Source organism: Candidatus Planktophila lacus (assembly GCF_002287925.1).
Taxonomy (GTDB): domain Bacteria; phylum Actinomycetota; class Actinomycetes; order Nanopelagicales; family Nanopelagicaceae; genus Planktophila; species Planktophila lacus.
The window spans coordinates 975,591-997,701 of record NZ_CP016769.1 but is presented as its reverse complement, the minus strand read 5'-3'; the positions used below and the strand labels follow the sequence as shown (position 1 = coordinate 997,701).

The window sequence follows — 22,111 nt, the reverse complement described above, 5'->3', positions numbered from 1 at the left end:
TGGGGTAGCCATGTCTCGTTCGCTAGTTCTAAACGCCACCTATGAACCACTAGGTGTTGTTACAGAACGCCGTGCGCTGCTCTTAGTTCTCAACACTCGCGCAACTATGGTTGAAGCATCAGGCAGCGTTTTACATTTCTCGCAAGGCCAGATCGAACTCCCATCTGTTATTCGCTTAAATAAATTTGTGAAGATTCCTTATCGCCATGCTGTTCCACTTTCACGGCGTGCGATATTTGCACGTGATGGTGGGCGTTGCGTTTACTGCAGCGCACCTGCGACTTCGATCGATCACGTGATTCCGCGCTCTCGTGGCGGTGGTCACAACTGGGAAAATGTTGTCTCTGCTTGCCATAAGTGCAACCACTTAAAAGCTGATAAGCCGCTGAAAGAATTAGGTTGGAGACTTCGCTCACTTCCTCGCGAACCAGTTGGTGCCGCCTGGAGAATTCTCGGCACCGGTCGCACAGATACGCGTTGGCTTCCATACCTTGCGCCATTTGGCGTGGCAGCAGCTACCGCTTAATTCGCTTAGACTTACGCCCATGATGATTCATCTTGCATCCGCAATTAATTTCTTGAAGTTAGATAACCAAGAAGATGGCACCGTAGCCGGCGAAGGCTTAAGCGCAGTCGAAACTTTCGCTTACTTTTTCGCAGCGCCAACAGCGCTCTTTCTTTTGATCGCAGTTATTACTTACGCACTAACTGGCGATCGCAAGAAGTCAAAGAATTCAGCTTCAGCAATAACCTCTATCGAGTAGCGTCAACAGCGCGCGCTTTAAGCGCACGAGTCATTGCATCGCGACCTTCGGTCACTGAACGACGCAGAGCATGTGATGCATCTTTGCCCGTGACATCTAGCCAGTGCTGAGCCTTTGTGACAGTTCCTTCACTAATTGCCCAAGTTGGGAAAGTCAGCGTTGCAGTTGTCTCGGCGATCTCAAAGCCCTTGGTCTCCCAGACTTTCAAGATGGCATCAAAGTAATCATCAACAAATGCTTCAAGAAGATCGCAATGGATATTCTCGTTAAAGCCACGGCACTTATAAGAGTGGATCGTGTTGCTTAAATCATCGGTTGTGATTGATTTAAATGCGGCAACCTTTGCCTCGCGAGTTGGAATCGCAGCATGAGCGTAGGCAACGTACTGCTTACCGTGAGCGGTCTTATCGCGATCGCCTTCGGCTGCGATTTCGGTTGGGCCAAATACTCCACGCTTTACTCCGCAGATAAAGATGTACCAGCGAAGTTCGGCATCAACGGTTAAGCCGTTAACTGCACCATCTAGCATCGCCTTTAAGCGATCGAATTGCGCAGGTGTAACGGCGTTATTTGCGAATGCACGTGCATATTGAAGTTGGTGATCGCTACCTGGCTTTGCGCCATCAAGTAAAGCTTCGGCTGCGTTTGCAACAGCAAGGCGAATTGCTTCGCGGTTCTTTGGTGCAACGTATGCCCAGATAGCGGTATCAATCTGCATAAATGTTGCCGTGATCATCGAGATATCTGATTCACCCTTTAGCGCGTTAAGTGCAATGGTGATGTAATCACTTGCAGGAAGCTCGCCATCGCGAGTTGAATCCCAAAGTGATGCCCAGATAAGTCCGCGGGCAAGTGAGTCATCTAACTGACCAAGGTATTTCTTCATGGTCTCAACCGAGCGATCGTCGAAGCGAAGCTTGGCGTAGGTCTGATCGTGGTCGTTAATGAGCAATAGATCTGCAGCATTCTTGCCTGCTAGTTCCTTAATTTCTGTTAACTGTCCTGCGATATCTACCTCAATGCTTTCGCGGCGCACAAGTGCATCGCCCTTCACATCAAAGAGACCAACGTATAAACGGTGTGGGCGAAGTTCCTTCGAGCCAAGAGGTAGCGGAGGAACTTCTTGCTTCACTGAAACAGATGCGTATTTATCGGCATCTAGGTTGATTACTGGGCGAAGGGTGTTTACGCCAGCGGTACGTAGCCAGGTATTAACCCAAGCAGTTAAATCTTTTCCGCATGCTGCTTCGAGTTCGGTGATTAGATCACTTAATTCAGTGTTCTTATAAGCATGCTTTGCAAAGTACTTACGCAATCCAGCGATGAAGTTATCGCGACCAACGTGTGCGACAAGTTGCTGCAGCACTGATGCGCCCTTGGCATATGAAATACCGTCAAAGTTTGTGCGAACTGCATCGAGATCTTCCATCTCAACTGCGATTGGGTGGGTAGATGTCATCTGATCCACGCGGTATGCCCAGTTCTTGCGGACTGAGTTAAATTCTGTCCAAGCGTGCTTGTACTGAGTTGATTCGCTAACGGACATGTAAGAAGCCCACTCAGCGAAAGATTCATTGAGCCACAAGTCTTGCCACCACTTCATTGTGACCAAGTCACCAAACCACATATGTGCCATTTCATGGTGGATCGTTGTCGCGCGACTGATGTAGTTGCGTTCGGTTACCTTGCTGCGGAAGATCAAAACATCTTCGTGGAAAGTTACGCAGCCGACGTTCTCCATCGCGCCCCAGTTGTATTCGGCAACGGCGATCTGGTCGTACTTACCGAATGGGTAAGCCAGACCAAAAGTCTTTTCAAAGTAGGCAAAGCCTTGCTTGGTTACTTCGAAGATATTTTCAGCATCAACGTGCTGGAAGAAAGATTTGCGGGCGTAGATACCAAGCGGAATTGTCTTCTCACCCTTGTATTCGTCATGAACTGATTTATACGCACCAGCAACAATTGCTGTGACGTATGTCGAAATTACCTGTGATGTAGCAAATTGAATGTGCTTACGATCGCCATCAACATCCTTTGTGGCTTCGATGCCGTAGTTCGAGATTACTTCCCAATGCTTTGGCGTAATTGTGCTGATAGTAAATGTCGCCTTTTGATCAGGTTGGTCAAAGCAGGCATACATACGACGCGCATCGCCGGTTTCAAACTGTGTGTACAGATAGACCTCATTATCAGCAGGATCTACGAAACGGTGTAAACCTTCGCCGGAGTTTGAGTAGATACCCTCATGTTCAATCTCTAGGACGTTCTCTGCAGCTAACGCGGGCAAGAAGACGGTTTCGCCATCGAACTTTGGATCGAAGTCGGCACCATTTAGCTTTGCACTAATTACGCGCTTACCAACGCAGTCGATAAAGGTAGTTGCACCAGGTTTTAGCCCAGCGAAGTTAACTGTTGTCTTGACCAAGAAAGTCTCTGCACCAGTTGTTAGATCAAGATCGATTTTGTAACTCGAAACCTTGATAACTTCAGAACGTTGGGCTGCTTCAATCTGCGTGATATTTGTGCCTGACACGTAAAACTCCTTTAGATGCTTAACGGACCGTTTTGCTCTCGCAAGTCTAATCATGAAAGAGTTGTGCTGTGGAACCAGTTACCAATAGAAGTTATCGCTTACGCGGCGTGAGGATCACCCCTGCCCAGCAAATAGCGCGCGATACTTTGTGGGCCAAATTCGGTATTGAGTTCCAAGAGTCTTTATTGGATCTATCTACCTCTTTCGCAAAAGCCCAACCCGTAGTAATGGAAATTGGTTACGGCATGGGGGAGGCCACATGGCAGATAGCCAAAGCAAATCCAGATGTTAATTACTTGGGCGTTGAAGTGCATATGCCAGGTGTTGGAAAGCTAATGGCGAAGTTAAATGAATATGAATTAACAAATGTGAAGTTAATCGAACGCGATGTCTTTGAGGTTTTTCACTTCATGATCTCTGATGGCGCACTTGATGGAGTACATCTTTACTTCCCAGATCCTTGGCCAAAGAAGCGCCACAATAAACGCCGCATCATCAATCAACGATTTATCAGCGAAGTCGCAAGGAAGTTAAAGCCTGGTGGGTATCTACATATTGCAACTGACTGGTTTCCGTATGCCGAATGGATTACTGAGCAATTTAATGAAACAAAGCAATTTACCGGGGGAGTTATTGATCGACCAGAGTCTCGTCCCCTAACGCGCTTTGAAGGACAAGGTTTAACGAAAGATCACAGAGTTACTGATTTTCTCTTTCGAACTTAGCGATCTTTTCTATCCGGCGTATATGGCGTTCGTCATTGCTAAACGGTGTGGCGATAAAGGCATCGATAATCGCTTTGCACTCTTCAATTGAATGCATGCGGCCACCGACAGAGACAACATTGGCGTTGTTATGTTCTTTACCTAATTTCGCAGTTTCGATATTCCATGCCAGCACCGCACGGACGCCCTTAACTTTATTTGCAGAGATTTGTTCTCCATTGCCAGATCCGCCAATGACAATGCCAAGTGATGTTGCATCTTTAGCAACTGCTTGAGCAGCCGGGATACAGAAATCTGGATAGTCATCTAAGGCGTCATATTCGTACGGGCCATGGTCGGTAACGTCGTGCCCGTTATTTACTAAGTGGGCAAGGAGTTCATTCTTTAACTCAAGACCTGCATGATCACTACCAATATGTAAGCGCATATGCGAAGTCTCTCATGGGCTTAATTGATTATTGATTAGCAACTCAACCCAAAGAAAAAACCCGCCGCGAAGGAGAATTCGCGACGGGTTTTTCTTACCTTAGGAGGAGATATGAAGTTGTTACTTCAGTGCTTTTGAAAAAACTACGCTGAAGGTGTTGCTGATGGTGCAGGAATTTTTGGAGCAGCCCCCATGCCGCCCTTTCCTGGTCCACCATGTCCTCGGTCGTGCTTGCCTTCCTTACCGCCCATTCCTGGACCACGCTTTCCGCCGACTTGATCAACTTCGGCAGTTACATGTGCGGTAAGACCGGCCTTATGCGATGTTGCCTGCGCTGCAGTCATCTTTCCTGCTGTAACAGCAGCATCGATACGCTTAGTTGCTTCCGCAACAAGAACAGTTATTAACTCTGCTCGCTTTGCACCTGCGATTGCACCAAGTGATTCACCTGCTGCAATACGAGTACGAATTGTTGCCGTATCAACACCAATTGTTTTTGAAATCAATGCTTCGGCAGCGGCACGATCTTCCCCAAGAAGACCCATACCTTTACCTGGCTTATCAATTCCACGAACTGGTGCAGCTGCGGCGAACGCAGTTTTGATTGCATCTGCTTGCGCTTGTGTAATTGTTCCCTTAGTTACTAGTGCAGAAAGGACTGAAGCAACTGCTTCTTCTGGTCCACCAGTCTTCGCCATTGGATTTGCAACTCCTGTTGAAGAAGTGCGAGTTACCTTAGTTGAGACTGACTTAACTTTTGATGTCGCATGTCCGATTCCGATGCTGCCCACAGTTAGAGCAACAGTCGTAACCGCAATTGCGATCACATTTTTCTTTGATGACATTTGCATGTCTACCTTTCATCCCGTTTTGCACTTTGTCGAAACCCTCGTTATCGACTACTCGTAGATAACTCCCTATTTCTCAAGAAAGTACCCCTAGATCCTGTGAGACCCGTGGGAGTTTTTTGGATTCTGGCCACGCTTGCAAGCGGGGATTCTCCTACTGGCTCTAAGAGAAAACTCAGGGAAAGCCCTCTTCGCCGGCTTGATTTCCGAGTTCACACTTTTCCATAACCAATTCGTCGAAGTGGGCCCGGAGGTTCCATGAATCGCAAACGGATGTCAGTAGTTGTCACACTTTCAATTGCACTTGCTACAACGCTCTCAATAATTTCAGCGCCGTTAACTAGCGCCGCAACTAAGCCAAAAGCCGCCGGAAGAACTTCAACAACCATTCCAAATACGATATTAAATGGCAAAGGTGCGCCGCTATCAAAGATCGGTATTGATGGTGATTTCTACATTGATACAAGAAGTCTTTTGATTTATGGTCCAAAGAAAAGTGGAAAGTGGCCGCTACCGCAGAATTTGCAAGGCCCAGTTGGGGCAAATGGGGTTGATGGAAAAAATGGAAGTGAAGGAAAGACAATTGCAACCGCATCAAATGTTGCGGGCCCTATAGGTGCGCAAGGTTTACAAGGGGAGAAAGGCGAAAAGGGAGAGAAGGGTGAAGCAGGTTCACCAGGTTCAAGCGGTTCTGCAGGACCAGCTGGTGCAACAGGTGCAACAGGACCGCAAGGTCCATCTGGTGGTGGAGGTGGAGGATCACCCGGACCTACTGGTGCAACTGGTGCGACTGGTGCAACCGGTTCCGCAGGCGCAACAGGTCTTACAGGTGCGAAAGGCGAGACAGGAACAGCGGGAGCAGATGGCGCAATTGGAGCAGTGGGTTTGAAAGGTGAAACGGGAACTGCCGGCGCAACAGGGCCATCTAATGTTTACAGAGGAACATTCACCATTCCAGATATAAGTGGTGGGGTGGGCACTAGCCAGATCGCAACTATTGGGAATTTTGCAGCTGGTAAGAAGTACGCATTAACCATTTCAATAGTCACATATCAGCCAACTAGAAATATGGATAACGCATTTCCAATGGGACTTTCCATTTCCAATAATGTTGGAACGCCAGATGTTTGGTACAAGTATCAAACCTTCCAGGGTATTTCTTATCGTTCAGGTTCTGGCTCAATGAGGAACGAATATGTTGTTATAGCCCAAGTAACAGTCGATGCCACCTCAAGTATCGATGCGTCATTGAATATTCAATTGATTATTGGATATGACACAAGCGTTCATCTTGCTCGGTCCGAAGGTTCTTATGTTGCAACTCTGGTTGGCTCTATCGGGGCCTTATAAAAACTATGGAGCGGGTGACCGGGATCGAACCGGCATGGCCAGCTTGGAAGGCTGGGGCTCTACCATTGAGCTACACCCGCGGAAGGTGCTAAAACCTGTAAAGGTTTCGTGTGAGGGCTAAGCCTACTGCCTCGGTAACCGAGAGTAAAAAATTACTCTAGACTCACCTCTTGCGCCTCGGGGCGTAGCGTAGTGGCTAGCGCGCCTGCTTTGGGAGCAGGAGATCGGGAGTTCGAATCTCCCCGCCCCGACCAGAATTTTTTGGTTTTTCTTTGTATCTCTATTTCAAGGAGCACTTTGTGAAGAGCACGGTCGAAACACTTTCCTCAACTCGCGTCCGTCTCGATATCGAAGTTCCTTACGCAGATCTCACCGAGTACGTAGCTGATGCTTACAAAGCTGTCGCTGCAAAGGTGAACATCCCAGGTTTCCGCAAAGGCAAAATTCCAGCTTCAATGATCGATCAACGCGTAGGTCGCGGATCAGTAATCGATGAAGCGATCAATAACGCACTTCCACAGTTTTACGGAATGGCAGCTCGCGAACATGAAGTTTTAGTCGTGGGACGCCCAGAAGTAGATATCAAGGAATACGTCGATAACGAGAAGTTGGTCTTCTCAGTTGAGGTTGATGTCCGTCCAGAAGTAACTCTCCCTGACTTTTCAAAGATCACAATCGAAGTTGATGATCTCGCTGTCACAGATTCAGATATCGATGAGCAAGTAGATGAGCTCCGCGCTCGCTTTGGAACTCTCATGACTGTTGAACGCGAAACAAAAGATGGCGACTTCGTAACCGTTGATTTAACTGCCAAGATCGATGGCGCAGAAGTTGATGGCGGCAAGGCAAATGACATTTCATATGAAGTCGGTTCAAACCGCATGATCGATGGCTTAGATGCCGCACTTCTTGGCATGAAGGCCGGAGATGAAAAGAACTTTGAAACACAGCTCGTTGGTCAGAAAGATGACGAAAAGGGCGATGTTGAAATTAAGTTAAAGGCAGTTAAAGAGCGCGAACTCCCACCAGTTGATGATGCCTTTGCAAAGTTGGCTTCAGAATTCGACACGATTGCAGAATTGAAGGCTGACTTCGCTGAGCGTTTGAAGCGCGTTAAGGCGATGGAACAAGGCGCACAAGCACGCGACTTGCTACTTAAGAAAATGATCGATGATCTTGATATTCCAGTTCCAGAAAAGTTGGTTACTGATGAAGTTAATGAACACCTTGAAGGCGAAGGCCGACTAGAAGATGCTGAACACCGCGCTGAAGTAGATGGCCAAGTTCGCACATCAATCAAATCTGATTTCTTGCTCGATGCAATTGTTAAGGCAGAAGAAGTTCAAGTTAACGAAATCGAGTTAACTGAATATCTCATCCGTGCATCACAGCGTTACGGAATGCCACCAGAGCAATTCGCAAAGCAACTTCAGGATGCTGGTCAGATTTCACAACTAGTTGCTGAGGTATCTCGCACGAAGGCTTTGGCTGGAGTTCTTGGCCGCGTTAACGTTGTCGACAAATCAGGCAAGAAGGTTGATCTCGAGGCGCTTCGCCCACAGACACCACCCGCTGCACCTATTGATTCAGAGGAATAACCACCACTAAAGTCGACGGTCTTATGCGTCAACTTAAGTTCTTTGTAACGCTATTTGTTCTGCTTTTCTCATCTCTCTACCCAGCTGCGATTTCATCAGCGGATGAGTCAGAGACAGCTACTGTCGAAGAGATTGCACCACAGGCAAGAGTTATTCCTCCGGTCATGGTCAACCCGCTTAAGGCGAAGACGATCAAAGTAAAAAATGGGCGAGTAGTTGTATTTAGAGTTGAAAATCCAGAGATCTGGCGAGGCAAAGTCATTAACTCATCAATTGCCAAATTTGTTCCAGGCGGCCCGCAATCAACCTATGAAACCAATCCATCGCTGACTATTCTGAAAAAAGGTAAAACTTCGGTATCGCTGACCGATGGCAAGAAGACCTACCTGCTCAAGCTGACCGTTTCGTAACCAATCTCCTCTGCCCTGAGCGAACAAGGGGAGATTTGCACCCTTTTTGCGATATTTGGGAAGCATTTCGCCTCAGGCATTGTTAAGGTCTCTACATATAAAAGTTGTTATCAATCAGGAGGATTACGTGGATTATCAAGACCCACAATTGACCGGATCAATGTCTCGGGCAGCAACCGGCAATGCGTTAGATGAAAACATCTACAACCGCTTGCTCCGTGAGCGCATCATCTTCCTTGCCGGTGAATTCCGCGACGAGATGGCCAATGCAATCTGCGCACAGATGCTTTTGCTAGCCGCTGAAGATTCCGAGAAAGATATCTACCTTTACATCAACTCACCTGGTGGTTCTGTAACAGCAGGTATGGCGATTTACGACACCATGCATTACATCAAGAACGATGTTGCAACCGTTGCGATGGGAATGGCTGCATCAATGGGTCAATTCATTCTTACAGCAGGTGCTCCTGGAAAACGCTTTGCAACCCCAAATGCACGCATCTTGATGCACCAGCCACTGGGCGGCATCGGCGGTACTGCAACAGATATTCGTATTCAGGCAGAACAAATGGCGATTACCAAGCAGACAATGTCTGAGCTAAATGCCAAGCACACTGGTCAGCCTCTAGAAAAGATCATCGCTGATTCAGATCGCGATAACTGGTTCAACGCCAAGGATGCGCTCGCATACGGCTTTATCGATCACATCGCTACAAATGATGGACAAGTTGCGGGAGGCAAGAAGTAATGAAACATATCCAAGAAATTACCAACCGCTACGTTCTTCCAACAATTGAAGAAAAGACCGCATACGGTTACAAGCGCCTTGATCCTTATACAAAGCTATTCGAAGAGCGCATCATCTTCTTGGGTCAGCCAATTGATGACACCGTTGCAAACGATGTGATGGCACAGTTGCTAACCCTTGAGTCAATGGATCCAGATCGCGATATCTCGATCTACATCAACTCACCTGGTGGATCTTTTACAGCGCTCACCGCTATTTACGACACCATGCAATTTGTTCGCCCAGACATCACAACAATTTGTCTCGGACAAGCAGCATCAGCTGCGGCGATCATCCTTGCTGGTGGCACTAAAGGAAAGCGCTACGGACTAGAACATTCTCGAATCCTTATCCACCAACCTTCATCTGAGGGTGGGGGACAGGCTTCAGATATCGAAATCCAAGCGCGCGAGATCATGCGTATGCGTGGCCTTCTCGAAACAATGCTTGCAAAGCATTCAAATAAGAGTATTGAAGAAATCGAGAAAGATATCGAGCGCGACAAGATTCTTACTGCAGCAGAAGCAGTTGAATACGGAATTATCGATAGGGTTATGTCTTCACGTAAGGCGAAGCCTTCCGCATAATTCTTAATTAATTCTCTAAATAAAGGGGCGTCGGTCTAGAAATGTTGAAAAAATATTTCGAACCTGGCGCTCTTTTTTCTTATAAGGCATATAGAAACCTGCTTATCTCAAACGTTCTTACCGTTATCGCAATGTCTGCATTTCCGATCGCACTAGCCGTAACCGTTCTCGATGCCGGTGGATCTGCTTCAACTCTTGGATTAATTCTCGCGGCGCGCGTTCTCTCTGGAGTATTACTTGCTCCCGTTGGCGGAGTCTGGGTCGATCGTTTGCCACGGAAAATGATTCTGATTTTTTCTGATGGATTCAGAGCTGTTATCGGAAGCATTGTCATATTCATCAGACCGGAAAGTATCTCAATGTGGATTCTTGGCGGAATTGTTGTTCTGATGGGAATTAGCGATGCATTTGGAGGTCCTGCTGCTGGTGCAATTATTCCAAGCCTGATTCCGGATCACTTGCTTCCCTCTGGAAATGTAATCCGCGGAATTTTGTTAAAAGGTAGTCACATTGCTGGACCAGGAGTTGCTGGAGTAATCGTCGTTTCATTGGGAACGCACGCAACCTATATAGCAACCTCGATTTTCTTTGTTCTTGGAGCAGTGTTACTGATTCGAATAGATGAGGGTCCTGCAATCGCGCCTGTTGGAAAAGAGAGCCGCTTCTTCCTAGAAATTCGCGAAGGCTTAAAGGTTGTTTGGTATTACAAGTGGATTGCAGCGATGATCCTTATGGCATCAGTTCAACTGATGATGGTTATCGGAGTTGAGAACGTATTGTTGCCAGTGATTACAAAACGAGATTTTGGAACAGCCTCGGTTTTTGCAACATCTGCTGCGCTCTTTAGTTTGGGTGGGGCAATTTCAGCCGTCATTTGCATCAAAGCAAAAGTTAAAAATCCAGGGTTAGTTTCAGTAGTCGTCTGGGGATTGTTTATCTTTGCACCTCTAGTCTTAGCTTTTCCTTCCTCGAAAGAATTAATCTTCCTGGCATATTTTGTAGCAGGATTTTCAGTTGGACCTTGGGAAGCTTTTTGGGCAACTCAAGTTCAACGCGAAGTTCCTGCCGAATATCAAGGGCGCGTCTTTAGCATTGATTACATGGGATCACTTGGCTTAATGCCATTAGGTATGGCACTTGCGGGGCCAATGGTTAGCGTTTTTGGCGAGAAAGAACTCTTGATCGGCGTAGCGGTATTTCACTTACTCATCTGCGGCATCGTCTTATTTGTACCTGGAGTTAAGGAGATGAAATCCACCAAGCCGCCTTACTCTTCAGGTAATTCATCTATGGGCGAACAACCTCGAGCCTGATTTAACCCACAAAATTTCGGGCAAAAAACTATTCTTATCCCATGACTCGTATCGGTGAAACTAGCGACCTGCTCAAATGTTCCTTCTGTGGCAAGACACAGAAGCAGGTCAAGAAGCTGATCGCCGGTCCTGGTGTTTACATCTGTGACGAATGTATCGAACTCTGCAATGAGATCATCGTTGAAGAACTCGCCGAAGCGGGCACGCTGGGCTTAACTGAACTTCCTAAGCCACAAGCAATCTTTGAATTCCTTGATCAATATGTAATTGGACAAGATCGCGCAAAGAAATCTTTAGCGGTTGCCGTTTATAACCATTACAAGCGCGTGCAATCAGGTGAAGCGAAAGGCGAAGACGGCGTAGAACTAGCCAAGTCAAATATTTTGTTACTTGGCCCAACTGGTTGTGGCAAAACACTCATGGCGCAAACTTTGGCGCGCATGCTCAATGTTCCATTTGCAATCGCTGATGCCACAGCGCTCACCGAAGCAGGTTACGTTGGTGAAGATGTAGAAAACATTTTGCTCAAACTTTTGCAGGCTGCAGATTACGATGTAAAGAAAGCCGAAACTGGAATCATCTACATCGATGAAATCGATAAGGTTGCACGTAAATCCGAAAACCCATCAATAACTCGCGACGTATCAGGTGAAGGCGTTCAGCAGGCGCTCCTTAAAATTCTTGAAGGCACGGTCGCATCAGTTCCACCTCAAGGTGGACGCAAGCACCCACACCAAGAATTTATTCAACTCGATACAACAAATGTTCTCTTTATCGTCGGTGGAGCATTCGCTGGTCTAGATAAAATCATTGAAGCGCGTAGCGGAAAAGCTGGAGTTGGATTTAATGCAACTCTGCAAGAGGCTACAGATAAGAACCGCAAAGATATCTTCTCCGATGTAATGCCAGAAGATCTTTTGAAGTTTGGAATGATCCCTGAATTCATCGGCCGCCTGCCAGTTCTTACTAGCGTCGAGAATCTAGATAAGCCGGCGCTAATGCAGATTTTGACGGAGCCAAAGAATGCGCTCGTAAAGCAATATCAGCGCCTCTTTAACTTAGATGATGTTGAACTCGAGTTTACTTCCGAGGCACTCGATGCCATCGCAGAGCTTGCGCTAAAGCGTGGCACTGGTGCTCGCGGACTTCGCGCGATCATGGAATCAGTTCTGTTATCTGTGATGTACGACGTACCAAGTCGCAGCGATATCGCAAAAGTGATCATTAATAAGGAATGTATCGATGAAAATGTGGCTCCTACCCTGGTTGCACGCACTGGCGATATTCCAAAGCGCGCTTCACGCCGCGAAAAAGGTACAGAGGAGAAGAGCGCATAATCTAGACTGCGCTCTATGTCTTCAAGCTCGCCATCTGGCAAAGAACTCGTATCGACCTTTAATCCGGCCGATATTGAGTCAAGCCTTTATTCAAAATGGCTGAAAGCTGATTACTTCACCGCAGATGCTTCATCTTCAAAAGAAGCGTTCACAATTGTTCTTCCTCCACCAAATGTGACCGGTGTTCTACATATTGGCCACGCGCTAGATCAGACTCTCCAAGATTGCCTATCTCGCATGAAGCGCATGAAGGGTTATGAAGTTCTCTGGTTACCCGGAATGGATCACGCAGGTATCGCAACGCAGAACGTTGTTGAAAAACAATTAGGCGCACAGGGGCTTTCCCGCCATGACTTAGGTCGCGAAGAGTTTGTTAAGAAAGTTTGGGAATGGAAAGCTGAATCTGGCGGAGCAATCCTTGATCAGATGAAGCGGCTAGGCGTTAGCGTCGACTGGTCGCGTGAGCGTTTCACCATGGATGAAGGAATGTCCAAGGCCGTTGTATCGATCTTTAAAAAGATGCACGATGCTGGACTCATCTACCGTGCAGAAAGAATTATCAACTGGTGTCCACGTTGTTTAACGGCGCTTTCAGATATTGAAGTTGATCACCAAGATGATGCTGGCGAGTTTGTTCAGATTCGTTATGGTGAAGGCGAACAATCAATCGTTATCGCAACCACGCGTGCCGAAACAATGTTGGGCGATGGCGCTGTAGCAGTTCACCCAGATGATCCACGTTATAAGCACATGATTGGTACTGAAGTTCTCTTGCCTCTGGTTGACCGCATGATTCCGATTATTGCCGACGAACTCGTGGAGATGGATTTCGGAACAGGCGCAGTTAAGGTAACTGCCGCCCACGATCCAAATGACTTTGAAATGGCGATGCGCCATAACGTTCCATTTGTTGTGATCATGAACGAGCATGGCGTCATGGCTGGAACCGGCACCGAGTTCGATGGCATGGATCGCTTCGATGCCCGCGTTGCAGTTGTTGCAAAGCTTAAAGAGATGGGGCGCGTTGTTGCTGAAAAGCGTCCATACATTCACGCAGTTGGGCATTGCTCACGTTGCGATACAACTGTTGAACCAAGACTTTCAAAGCAGTGGTTTGTAAAGGTTGCACCTCTTGCAAAAGCATCCGCTGATGCTGTGCGCAGCGGTGAAGTAAAGATCGAACCAGAAGCACTTGCGCCTAGATATTTTGAGTGGGTAGATAACATGCACGACTGGTGTATCTCTCGCCAACTTTGGTGGGGCCATCGCATTCCAGTTTGGTATGGACCAAATGGTGAAGTTGAAGTTGTTGGACCTGACCAAACTGCACCCGCAGGTTGGACGCAAGATCCAGATGTTTTAGATACCTGGTTCTCATCAGGACAGTGGGCATTTTCTACCTTTGGCTGGCCAGAGAAATCAGCCGATCTTGCTAAGTTCTATCCAACAAGCGTTCTTGTAACTGGCTATGACATCTTGTTCTTCTGGGTAGTTCGCATGATGATGATGTCCACCTTTGCAATGGATGGCGTTGCTCCATTTAAAACGATCATGTTGCACGGTCTAGTGCGAGATCAATTTGGCAAGAAGATGTCGAAGAGCCGCGGAAATGTAATTGATCCAATTGAGTTTATGGATAAGTACGGCGCCGATGCGCTGCGCTTTACCTTAGCGCGCGGTGCCAACCCCGGCACAGATCAAGCATTGGCGGAAGATTGGATCGGCGGATCTCGTAACTTTGCAACCAAGCTTTGGAATGCAACTCGCTTTGCGATGATGAACGGTGCAAATGTAAATGGATCGCTACCGGCTACATCTGATTTAAATGCAATTGATCGCTGGATCTTGTCTCGCCTTAGCGAAACTCTGCGCGATGTTGATTCACTTCTCGAAGGTTACGAATTCGCTCGCGCCTGCGAAACTCTCTACCACTTTGCTTGGGATGACCTCTGCGACTGGTACTTAGAACTTTCTAAAGAAACTTTCGCCTCAGATAACAAGGCAAATTCACAGCGCGTACTTGGCCACGTTCTTGATCAACTCTTGCGCGCCTTGCACCCAGTTATGCCATTTATTACTGAAGAACTCTGGTGCACGCTCACCGGGGGAGAGTCTCTAGTTGTTGCGCAATGGCCGAAGGCAGATAGTTCACATGTAGATAAGAAGTCAGAGAAACTGATTTCAACTCTGCAAGAAGTTGTTACTGAAGTTCGTCGCTTTCGCAATGATCAAGGGCTTAAGCCTTCGCAGAAAGTGCCGGGTCGTTTCTCTGGCTCTGCCGATGTGCTCGAATACTCCAGCGCTCTTCGCTTCTTATTGAAACTCGAAGACAAAGATTTCACACCATCTGCATCTCTTGAAATTGGCGGCATCAAGATCGAACTCGATTTAACTGGTTCAATCGATGTAGTCGCAGAGCGCGCACGTTTAGAGAAAGATTTAGCCGCGGCCAAGAAAGATCTTCAGACCGCGGAAGTTAAATTAGGCAATGCCGGCTTTATGGCGAAGGCGCCGGCTGATGTCGTTGTCGAGATCAAAGAGCGGTTAGGTAAGACAACTTCAGATATCGAACGCATTACTGCCGCTCTTGCTGCGCTAAAGTAAATCGCATATAAATTATGAATAACATCAATCCAGATGATCAGGCGCGCATAGACGCAATCGAAAAAGCCTTGCTCGCGCGCTGGCCAGAAAATCGCATCGCACCTACTCTTGAAAGAATCTCAGCGCTCGTTGACATGCTTGGTTCGCCACAACTTACTTATCCAACGATTCATATCGGTGGCACCAACGGCAAGACCACAACATCACGTATGGTCGATTCACTTCTATTTGAGATGGGTCTACGCACGGGTCGCTTCACCAGCCCGCACCTAGAAAGTTATCTAGAACGTATCTGCATCAACGGCCAACCGATCGATGCTAAAGAGATGATCTTCTCCTTTAACGACATCAGCCCTTACCTAGATTTAATGGATACCAAGTTTGATAACCCAATCTCATTCTTTGAAGCCATTACCGCGCTGGCCTTTGCCGCTTTCGCAGAACATCCGATTGATGTCGGAGTAATTGAAGTCGGCATGGGTGGACAGTGGGATGCAACAAATGTTGTCGATGCCGATGTATCGGTGATTATGCCAATCGGTCTTGACCACATGGAATATCTCGGAAACACAATTGCAGAAATTGCGACTACTAAAGCGGGAATTATCAAGGAACAAGGCTTTGTAGTCTTGGCACAACAAGAGCCCGAAGCAGCGGTAGAACTACTACGCAGAGCCGCTGAAGTCGGTGCTGATGTAGCACGTGAAGGCCTTGAATACTCAATTGATTCTCGCGCGATTGCAGTAGGTGGTCAGTTGATCTCAATTACAGGTTTGCGTGGACTTTACGACGATATTTTCTTACCGCTACACGGCAAGCACCAAGCATCAAATGCGGCGGCTGCCTTGATCGCTGTTGAAGCATTTTTCGGAGAACAAGATTTGGATATAGATGCGGTGCGCGCCGGGTTTGCCAATGTGACCTCACCAGGGCGTTGCGAGATTATTCATCGCGATCCAACAATTATCTTGGATGCCGCACATAACCCGCATGGAGCTAAGGCGATTGCAGAAACCATTCAGAGTGAATTCACCTTTGATGATGTCACAGGAATTGTTGCGCTGATGGCCGATAAAGATGCTCTAGGAATTTTGCAGGCGCTGGAGCCGATCATGAACCAAATAATTGTTACAACTAACTCAGCTGCACGCTCGATGGCAGTTGGCGATTTAGAGGCTTTGGCTACCCAAGTATTTGGCGCTGACCGAGTCTTTGCTCAGCCAACACTTGCCGATGCAATTGAGAAAGCCATTAAGGATTCAGTTCGTCCACTTAGTGAAGAATCGTTAGCTATCTTGATAACCGGATCAGTAGTCACAGTTGGCGAAGCTCGCACTGCGGTGCGAAAGAAATATGCGAAGTCATCGATTGAGGAAGGCAAATAATGCGCGTACTTGGTTCTGCTGTGCTTTCCATGGAATTTTTGATTATGGGTTTTGCAATGTTGCTTGCGAAAGATAGCGGCGAGCCGCTGACTTTAATTTATGGCGCAGTAGTTATGTTTTTAATGATCTATGCAATTCGACTTCTCAAGAAGCGCTCAGGTTGGATCTTTGGTTCAATTCTTCAGATCGCAATGGCTGCATATAGCTTTGTTGTTCCATCCATGGCGATTGTTAATGTCATGTTCGTGGGGTTATGGATTGCGGCGATAATTGTTGGCCGTAAGGGTGAGGCCGCCCGCGCCGCCCTTTTGGCGCAAGGTAACCCCGCCGACCGCAAAGGCGATGAAAAGTAGGGCGAAATAGCCATGGAGCGGACACACCCAGATGCCTAATAGACTAGGCAGGTGAGCACAGAAAAGACCTTGATCCTCGTAAAGCCAGATGGCGTACGCCGCCAATTGGTAGGCGAAGTTATTTCGCGTATCGAGAAGAAAGGTTATGTTGTAACCGCGCTCAAGATGATGCAGGCAGATCGTGCACTTCTCGAACGTCATTACGCAGAACATCAAGGCAAACCATTTTTCGAACCACTAGTTGAGTTCATGATGTCAGGTCCGATCGTTGCAATAGTTGCCGAAGGAAATCGCGTAATCGAAGGTTTCCGTTCCCTTGCTGGAGTAACTGATCCAACGGTTGCAGCGCCCGGAACAATTCGCGGCGATCTAGCTCGCGATCAAGGCACAAAAGTTGTTCAGAACATCGTGCATGGTTCTGATTCACCAGAATCTGCAGCACGCGAAATCGAAATTTTCTTCGGCAAGTAATTCCAAGTAATTCAAAGCAAAGCGATTAACTGAAGGGTTAAACATGAGTAATAAAATGTCATTTATCGGCCGAGATATGGCCGTTGACTTGGGAACTGCAAACACCCTGGTCTACGTACGTGGTCGTGGCATTGTTCTAAACGAGCCTTCAGTAGTTGCTGTAAACCAAGACACTGGCGGAATCCTTGCTGTTGGTCTTGAAGCCAAGAAGATGATTGGTCGCACACCTGGAAATATTGTTGCGATCCGTCCCCTTAAAGATGGCGTTATCGCAGACTTCGATACAACCGAGCGCATGCTCCGGTACTTCATTCAGAAAGTTCACCGCCGTCGTTACTTGGCAAAGCCACGCATCGTCGTTTGCGTTCCTTCAGGTATCACAGGTGTTGAACAGCGCGCAGTTAAAGATGCTGGTTATGCAGCAGGTGCTCGCAAGGTTTACATCATTGAAGAGCCAATGGCAGCAGCAATCGGAGCGGGCCTTCCAATCCACGAACCAACTGGAAATATGGTTGTAGATATCGGTGGCGGAACAACTGAAGTTGCCGTTATTTCATTGGGCGGAATCGTTACATCCCTTTCAATTCGCGTTGGTGGAGATGAGCTAGATCAATCGATTATTAACTGGGTTAAGCGCGAATTCTCACTTCTTCTTGGTGAGCGCACAGCAGAAGAAATCAAGATGGCGATTGGTTCTGCATATCCACTACAAGGTGAAAACGATGCAGAAATCCGCGGTCGCGATCTTGCAACCGGACTTCCAAAGACAATCGTTGTTTCCGCTGCAGAAATTCGCAAAGCGCTCGAAGAGCCAGTCAACGCGATCATCAACGCAGTAAAGAGCACGCTCGATAAATGTCCACCAGAACTTTCTTCAGATCTTATGGATCGCGGAATTGTTCTAACTGGTGGAGGAGCGCTCCTTAAGGGTCTAGATGAGCGTCTTCGCAAAGAGACCGGAATGCCAATTCATATCGCTGACCGTCCGTTGGATGCAGTTGTTGAAGGTTCCGGTAAGTGCATTGAAGAGTTCGAAGCCCTTGAAAAGGTTTTGATCTCCGAGCCTCGTCGATAGGCTTTAAAGATGCGTAGCGGCGGCGACAACCGCGGTCGTCTCCTTCTCATTTCACTTATTGTTACTGCGCTCTTTCTAATTACTTTAGATCTGCGTGGCGTACAGGTGATAACTGGGCTACGTAACGGTTCACAATCTGCGCTTTCACCAGTTCAATCAGTTGCCGCCACAATCTTTCGCCCGGTTGGAAATTTCTTCTCTGATGTAACCCAACTTGGTCGCACTCGCGGAGAAATTGAGAGATTAAAGGCGACCAATGAAAAATTGCGCAAAGAGCTAATTGATCGCAAGAACGCAGATGCCGAGCTTGAAAAATTAAAGTCAGTGCTTGATCTAGCCGGAACCGCAAAATATAAAGTTGTTAATGCCAAAGTAATTTCACTCGGATCTACTTCTTCATTCACCCAAACAATCACTATTGATGCCGGAACTAATAACGGTATTCGGCAGAATATGACGGTTATTACTGGGCTAGGTTTAGTTGGCGTTGTGAAAATTTCTTATCCAAATAGCGCGCTGGTGCAGCTGGCAACCGATCCGGCATTTAAAGTCGGAGCAAGAGTCGCGGGCGGCCAACAAATTGGAATATTAAGCGGTCAAGGAACCTCCAAAGCAGTACTTCAACTTTTAGATAACCAAACCACTCTTAAGGTCGGCGATGTAATTCTGGCTCGCGGCAGCGTCAACAATCGACCATTTGTTCCCGGCGTTCCTATCGGCCAAGTAACCGCGGTAGATAATGCAGCAGGTGCGGTAACCCAAACTGCTGACATCAAGCTCTACGTTAATTTCTCTTCACTTAGCACTGTGGCAGTTGTTGTATCAGCGCCAAAAGAGGATCCACGCGATGCTCTTGTGCCGAAAGCACCAGTTCCAACGCCAGTTCCAACTGTGACTATCTACGCTCAACCATCAGAATCGCCAGCCCCATAAATGTTTGCCCGCAGATTCTTTATCTCACTTCCAATATTTACATTGATTTACATTCTGCAAGAGAGCGTGGTTAGCCAATTTAAATTATTTGGTGGGGGATTCTCATTATTTCTTATATTCGCACTTCTCTGGTCCGCACTCGGCACCCCTGAGATGGGAGCGCTAACTGGTTTTGGCGCCGGCCTCTTGATGGATCTTTCCCAAACAGCGTCAGGACCTATGGGACAGTGGACTTTGATAATGATCCTGGCAGGATTTGCAGTCTCTTATCTTGGTTACGGTGACGATAACTTCCGAGGTAATCCAATTTCATTGGTCTTCACAGTCGCGGCAGCAGTCGTAGTAATCCGCTTGATCTACTTAATTCTTGGACTCTTCCTTGGCAGTGATATTGGCAGCACTTGGTCAATTTTTGTCTCACTGTTCTCTTCTGCTTTCTGGTCAGCAGCACTCGCTCCTTTACTACTACCGATTGTTACAAGAATTCATGAAGCGCTCTTTGATGTTAAGAGTCGGATATGAATCAGCGCGCACGACTTAGCCTTTTAGTTGTACAAATCTTTATCTTCTCTCTGCTATTTGGATTAATGGGACGTTTGTTCTACCTACAGGTTGCTGCAGGTCCGAAATACCGTGATGCCGCACTATCTATTCAAAGTCGCGATGTTGTCACGCCTGCAACACGTGGGTTAATAGTTGATTCATCGGGGGTGCCACTGGCACTTAACAGAGTCGGTGTCGCTATCACCGTAGATCGCACAAAATTGGATCGCCAGTCAGATAAAGGTGTTGCAGTTCTGCGAAGTCTTTCTACCTTACTTAAGATTGAATATAGAGATATCTATCAAAGAACCAGACTTTGCGGAGAACTGGCCAAGGGAGAACGTGCGGGATGCTGGACCGGATCTCGTTTCCAACCGATTCCGCTAACCAAGGAAGCCGATCCCGAACTTGCCTTACGTATAGTCGAACGTCCAGACCAGTATCCGGGAGTCTCGGCAACACCGGTTTCGATAAGAAACTATCCAGGAAACGCTGGCGCTAATGCTGCGCATTTACTTGGTTACATCGGACCGCTTACAGAAGAAGATTTATCGGGCGCTAACGGCAGAAGTTATTTCAGATCTGAGTCAATTGGTAAAGCAGGACTTGAGATTCAATACGATGAATATTTAAGAGGATCGCCAGGTATCAAGACAGTAATTGTTGATCGTAAAGAAGCGGTAACAAGTACGACTCAAAATTCAAAGCCAGTTGGCGGAAATCACCTAGTAACAAGTATTGATGTTCGCGTTCAAGCCGCTGCCGAAACGGCGCTAGCCGATGCAGTGCGACGTGCGCGATCAATGGGGTATCCATCAGATGGCGCCGCTGCAGTTGTAATGGATGTTCGCAACGGACAGATAATCGCTCTTGCATCGCATCCGACTTACGATCCAAATGCATTTGAGCGCGGGCTGACCGTTGCTGAGGCAAAGAATTTGTATAGCGAGAAGGCGGGCGTACCTGCGCTCTCACGCGCGCTGCAAGGACTTTTTGCCCCTGCGTCAACATTTAAAGCGGTCTCAGCAGTTGCTGCAGCCAATGCAGGTTATGACTTAAACGCTTCTTACGATTGTCCTTCACAAGTTGAAGTAGGCACGCGCGCCTTTCAAAACTTCGAAAGCAAAGCGCAGGGGCGAATTTCAATGAAAAAGGCGATTGCGGTTTCCTGTGACACTATTTGGTATCGCATCGCCTTTGATGAATGGCTTCGCGATGGTGGCCTAAAACCTAAATCAAATGCAAATGACCACTTCTTTAGCGCGGCAAAAGGATTTCAGGTTGGCGTAAAGACGGGAATTGACCTGCCATCTGAATCATCTGGACGATTAGCAGATCGCGAATGGCGTAAATCTTGGTATGAACAGAATAAAGATTTCTATTGCAATTACAAAGAGCGCGCCTCAAAGAGTCAGCAAACCGCGTTCTTGGTACAACTCGCATATGAAAACTGTTTAGATGGCGACAAGATTCGCGCAGGCGATGCAGTTAACTTCTCAATTGGCCAAGGCGACACAGTTATATCTCCACTAAAGCTGGCGCAGATGTACGCCGCGATTGCCAATGGCGGAACTATTTTGAAGCCAACTATTGCCAAAGCAATTGTGAAAACTGATGGCACCGTAATCAAGGAGTTTAAGCCAGAGAAATTAGGAGTAATTCCTGCAACTAAGGAGACGATTAAATTCCTTCATGGTTCACTTCGCGAAGTTGTAATCAGTGGAACTGGTGCTGGAGCATTTAACTCATTTCCGATTCCTATCAGTGGAAAAACCGGAACAGCGCAAGTTTTTGGTCGCAATCCAAATGGCAGCGCGAAGGCAGATACATCTTGGTTTGCATCCTACGGTCCAACCAATAAACCTAGATTTGCCGTCGTCATGATGGTGAGCCAGGGTGGTTTTGGTGCATCAGTATCAGGTGTAGGAACGCGCAAGATTTACGAGACTTTATTTGGCGTTGAGGGATCGAAGGTAAGTTCAGCGAAGATTTTGTTCCCAAGTGGAATTCCGCCCGTAGGATTGCCGAAGATTTCCCCAGCAACAAAAGTTAAGGGTGCCAAATGAGC

Annotated in this window: 21 protein-coding genes and 2 tRNA genes; 19 read left to right on the top strand and 4 right to left on the bottom strand. The window is 47.3% G+C overall.

Annotated elements, in window-relative coordinates; all coding sequences use genetic code 11:
* The first annotated feature begins 10 nt into the window (after positions 1 to 10).
* Positions 11 to 526: an HNH endonuclease gene (locus A1s21148_RS04985; RefSeq protein ID WP_095671342.1), complete on the top strand. Its 516-nt coding sequence runs from the start codon at positions 11 to 13 to the stop codon at positions 524 to 526.
* Between the two features lie 19 nt (positions 527 to 545).
* The gene (locus A1s21148_RS04980; RefSeq protein ID WP_223299362.1) at positions 546 to 764 is read left to right on the top strand and encodes a hypothetical protein; all 219 of its coding nucleotides are present in this window, start codon (positions 546 to 548) and stop codon (positions 762 to 764) included.
* Here the strand turns inward: A1s21148_RS04980 and pepN are convergent.
* Positions 754 to 3,297: an aminopeptidase N gene (pepN, locus tag A1s21148_RS04975; protein WP_095671341.1), complete on the bottom strand. Its 2,544-nt coding sequence runs from the start codon at positions 3,295 to 3,297 to the stop codon at positions 754 to 756. The genes A1s21148_RS04980 and pepN overlap by 11 nt on opposite strands.
* A gap of 68 nt (positions 3,298 to 3,365) precedes the next feature.
* Here pepN and trmB point away from each other — a divergent pair, with 68 nt between their 5' ends.
* A complete protein-coding gene (gene trmB, locus A1s21148_RS04970; RefSeq protein ID WP_095671340.1) occupies positions 3,366 to 4,022 on the top strand; it encodes a tRNA (guanosine(46)-N7)-methyltransferase TrmB in 657 nt (218 codons plus the stop codon).
* On the opposite strand, the gene A1s21148_RS04965 is transcribed toward trmB, so the two are convergent.
* Positions 3,997 to 4,449: a ribose-5-phosphate isomerase gene (locus A1s21148_RS04965; RefSeq protein WP_095671339.1), complete on the bottom strand. Its 453-nt coding sequence runs from the start codon at positions 4,447 to 4,449 to the stop codon at positions 3,997 to 3,999. The genes trmB and A1s21148_RS04965 overlap by 26 nt on opposite strands.
* Positions 4,450 to 4,592: 143 nt before the next feature.
* Positions 4,593 to 5,294, bottom strand: coding sequence for a hypothetical protein (locus A1s21148_RS04960; RefSeq protein WP_190276866.1), 702 nt, complete (start codon positions 5,292 to 5,294; stop codon positions 4,593 to 4,595).
* Between the two features lie 261 nt (positions 5,295 to 5,555).
* On the opposite strand from A1s21148_RS04960, the gene A1s21148_RS04955 reads away from it, so the two are divergent.
* A complete protein-coding gene (locus A1s21148_RS04955; protein ID WP_223299361.1) occupies positions 5,556 to 6,647 on the top strand; it encodes a collagen-like protein in 1,092 nt (363 codons plus the stop codon).
* 6 nt (positions 6,648 to 6,653) lie between these two features.
* Here A1s21148_RS04955 and A1s21148_RS04950 read toward each other — a convergent pair.
* Positions 6,654 to 6,727 (bottom strand) — tRNA-Gly (locus tag A1s21148_RS04950).
* Between the two features lie 98 nt (positions 6,728 to 6,825).
* Here A1s21148_RS04950 and A1s21148_RS04945 point away from each other — a divergent pair.
* The 15 genes from A1s21148_RS04945 (at position 6,826) to mrdA (ending at position 22,109) form a co-directional block, all read left to right on the top strand.
* Positions 6,826 to 6,901 (top strand) — tRNA-Pro (locus A1s21148_RS04945).
* Between the two features lie 45 nt (positions 6,902 to 6,946).
* Entirely contained in the window at positions 6,947 to 8,245 is a 1,299-nt protein-coding gene (gene tig, locus A1s21148_RS04940) for a trigger factor (RefSeq protein ID WP_095671337.1), read from the top strand.
* A gap of 23 nt (positions 8,246 to 8,268) precedes the next feature.
* Positions 8,269 to 8,655 carry a hypothetical protein gene (locus A1s21148_RS04935; RefSeq protein ID WP_095671336.1) on the top strand — a complete coding sequence of 129 codons (387 nt, stop codon included), beginning with the start codon at positions 8,269 to 8,271 and terminating at the stop codon, positions 8,653 to 8,655.
* Positions 8,656 to 8,815: 160 nt separating this feature from the next.
* A complete protein-coding gene (locus A1s21148_RS04930; protein ID WP_095671841.1) occupies positions 8,816 to 9,403 on the top strand; it encodes an ATP-dependent Clp protease proteolytic subunit in 588 nt (195 codons plus the stop codon).
* Entirely contained in the window at positions 9,403 to 10,029 is a 627-nt protein-coding gene (locus A1s21148_RS04925; RefSeq protein ID WP_095671335.1) for an ATP-dependent Clp protease proteolytic subunit, read from the top strand. Before A1s21148_RS04930 ends, A1s21148_RS04925 begins: the two co-directional genes overlap by 1 nt.
* A 41-nt stretch (positions 10,030 to 10,070) precedes the next feature.
* A complete protein-coding gene (locus A1s21148_RS04920; RefSeq protein ID WP_095671334.1) occupies positions 10,071 to 11,342 on the top strand; it encodes an MFS transporter in 1,272 nt (423 codons plus the stop codon).
* 41 nt (positions 11,343 to 11,383) lie between these two features.
* A complete protein-coding gene (clpX, locus tag A1s21148_RS04915) occupies positions 11,384 to 12,679 on the top strand; it encodes an ATP-dependent Clp protease ATP-binding subunit ClpX (protein WP_095671333.1) in 1,296 nt (431 codons plus the stop codon).
* A gap of 15 nt (positions 12,680 to 12,694) precedes the next feature.
* Entirely contained in the window at positions 12,695 to 15,283 is a 2,589-nt protein-coding gene (locus A1s21148_RS04910) for a valine--tRNA ligase (RefSeq protein WP_095671332.1), read from the top strand.
* A 14-nt stretch (positions 15,284 to 15,297) separates the two neighbouring features.
* Positions 15,298 to 16,668: a bifunctional folylpolyglutamate synthase/dihydrofolate synthase gene (locus tag A1s21148_RS04905; protein WP_095671331.1), complete on the top strand. Its 1,371-nt coding sequence runs from the start codon at positions 15,298 to 15,300 to the stop codon at positions 16,666 to 16,668.
* Complete coding sequence (locus tag A1s21148_RS04900) at positions 16,668 to 17,021, top strand: DUF4233 domain-containing protein (protein WP_095671330.1); 354 nt, start codon at positions 16,668 to 16,670, stop codon at positions 17,019 to 17,021. Before A1s21148_RS04905 ends, A1s21148_RS04900 begins: the two co-directional genes overlap by 1 nt.
* Before the next feature lie 51 nt (positions 17,022 to 17,072).
* On the top strand, positions 17,073 to 17,492 hold the full coding sequence (ndk, locus tag A1s21148_RS04895) for a nucleoside-diphosphate kinase (protein ID WP_095671329.1): 420 nt from the start codon (positions 17,073 to 17,075) through the stop codon (positions 17,490 to 17,492).
* A 43-nt stretch (positions 17,493 to 17,535) separates the two neighbouring features.
* Positions 17,536 to 18,567: a rod shape-determining protein gene (locus tag A1s21148_RS04890; protein ID WP_095671328.1), complete on the top strand. Its 1,032-nt coding sequence runs from the start codon at positions 17,536 to 17,538 to the stop codon at positions 18,565 to 18,567.
* A 9-nt stretch (positions 18,568 to 18,576) separates the two neighbouring features.
* On the top strand, positions 18,577 to 19,500 hold the full coding sequence (mreC, locus tag A1s21148_RS04885) for a rod shape-determining protein MreC (RefSeq protein WP_095671327.1): 924 nt from the start codon (positions 18,577 to 18,579) through the stop codon (positions 19,498 to 19,500).
* A complete protein-coding gene (gene mreD / locus A1s21148_RS04880; RefSeq protein ID WP_095671326.1) occupies positions 19,501 to 20,022 on the top strand; it encodes a rod shape-determining protein MreD in 522 nt (173 codons plus the stop codon). It abuts the gene before it with no gap.
* Entirely contained in the window at positions 20,019 to 22,109 is a 2,091-nt protein-coding gene (mrdA, locus tag A1s21148_RS04875) for a penicillin-binding protein 2 (protein ID WP_095671325.1), read from the top strand. The genes mreD and mrdA overlap by 4 nt, the downstream gene beginning before the upstream one ends.
* Positions 22,110 to 22,111: the final 2 nt, after the last annotated feature.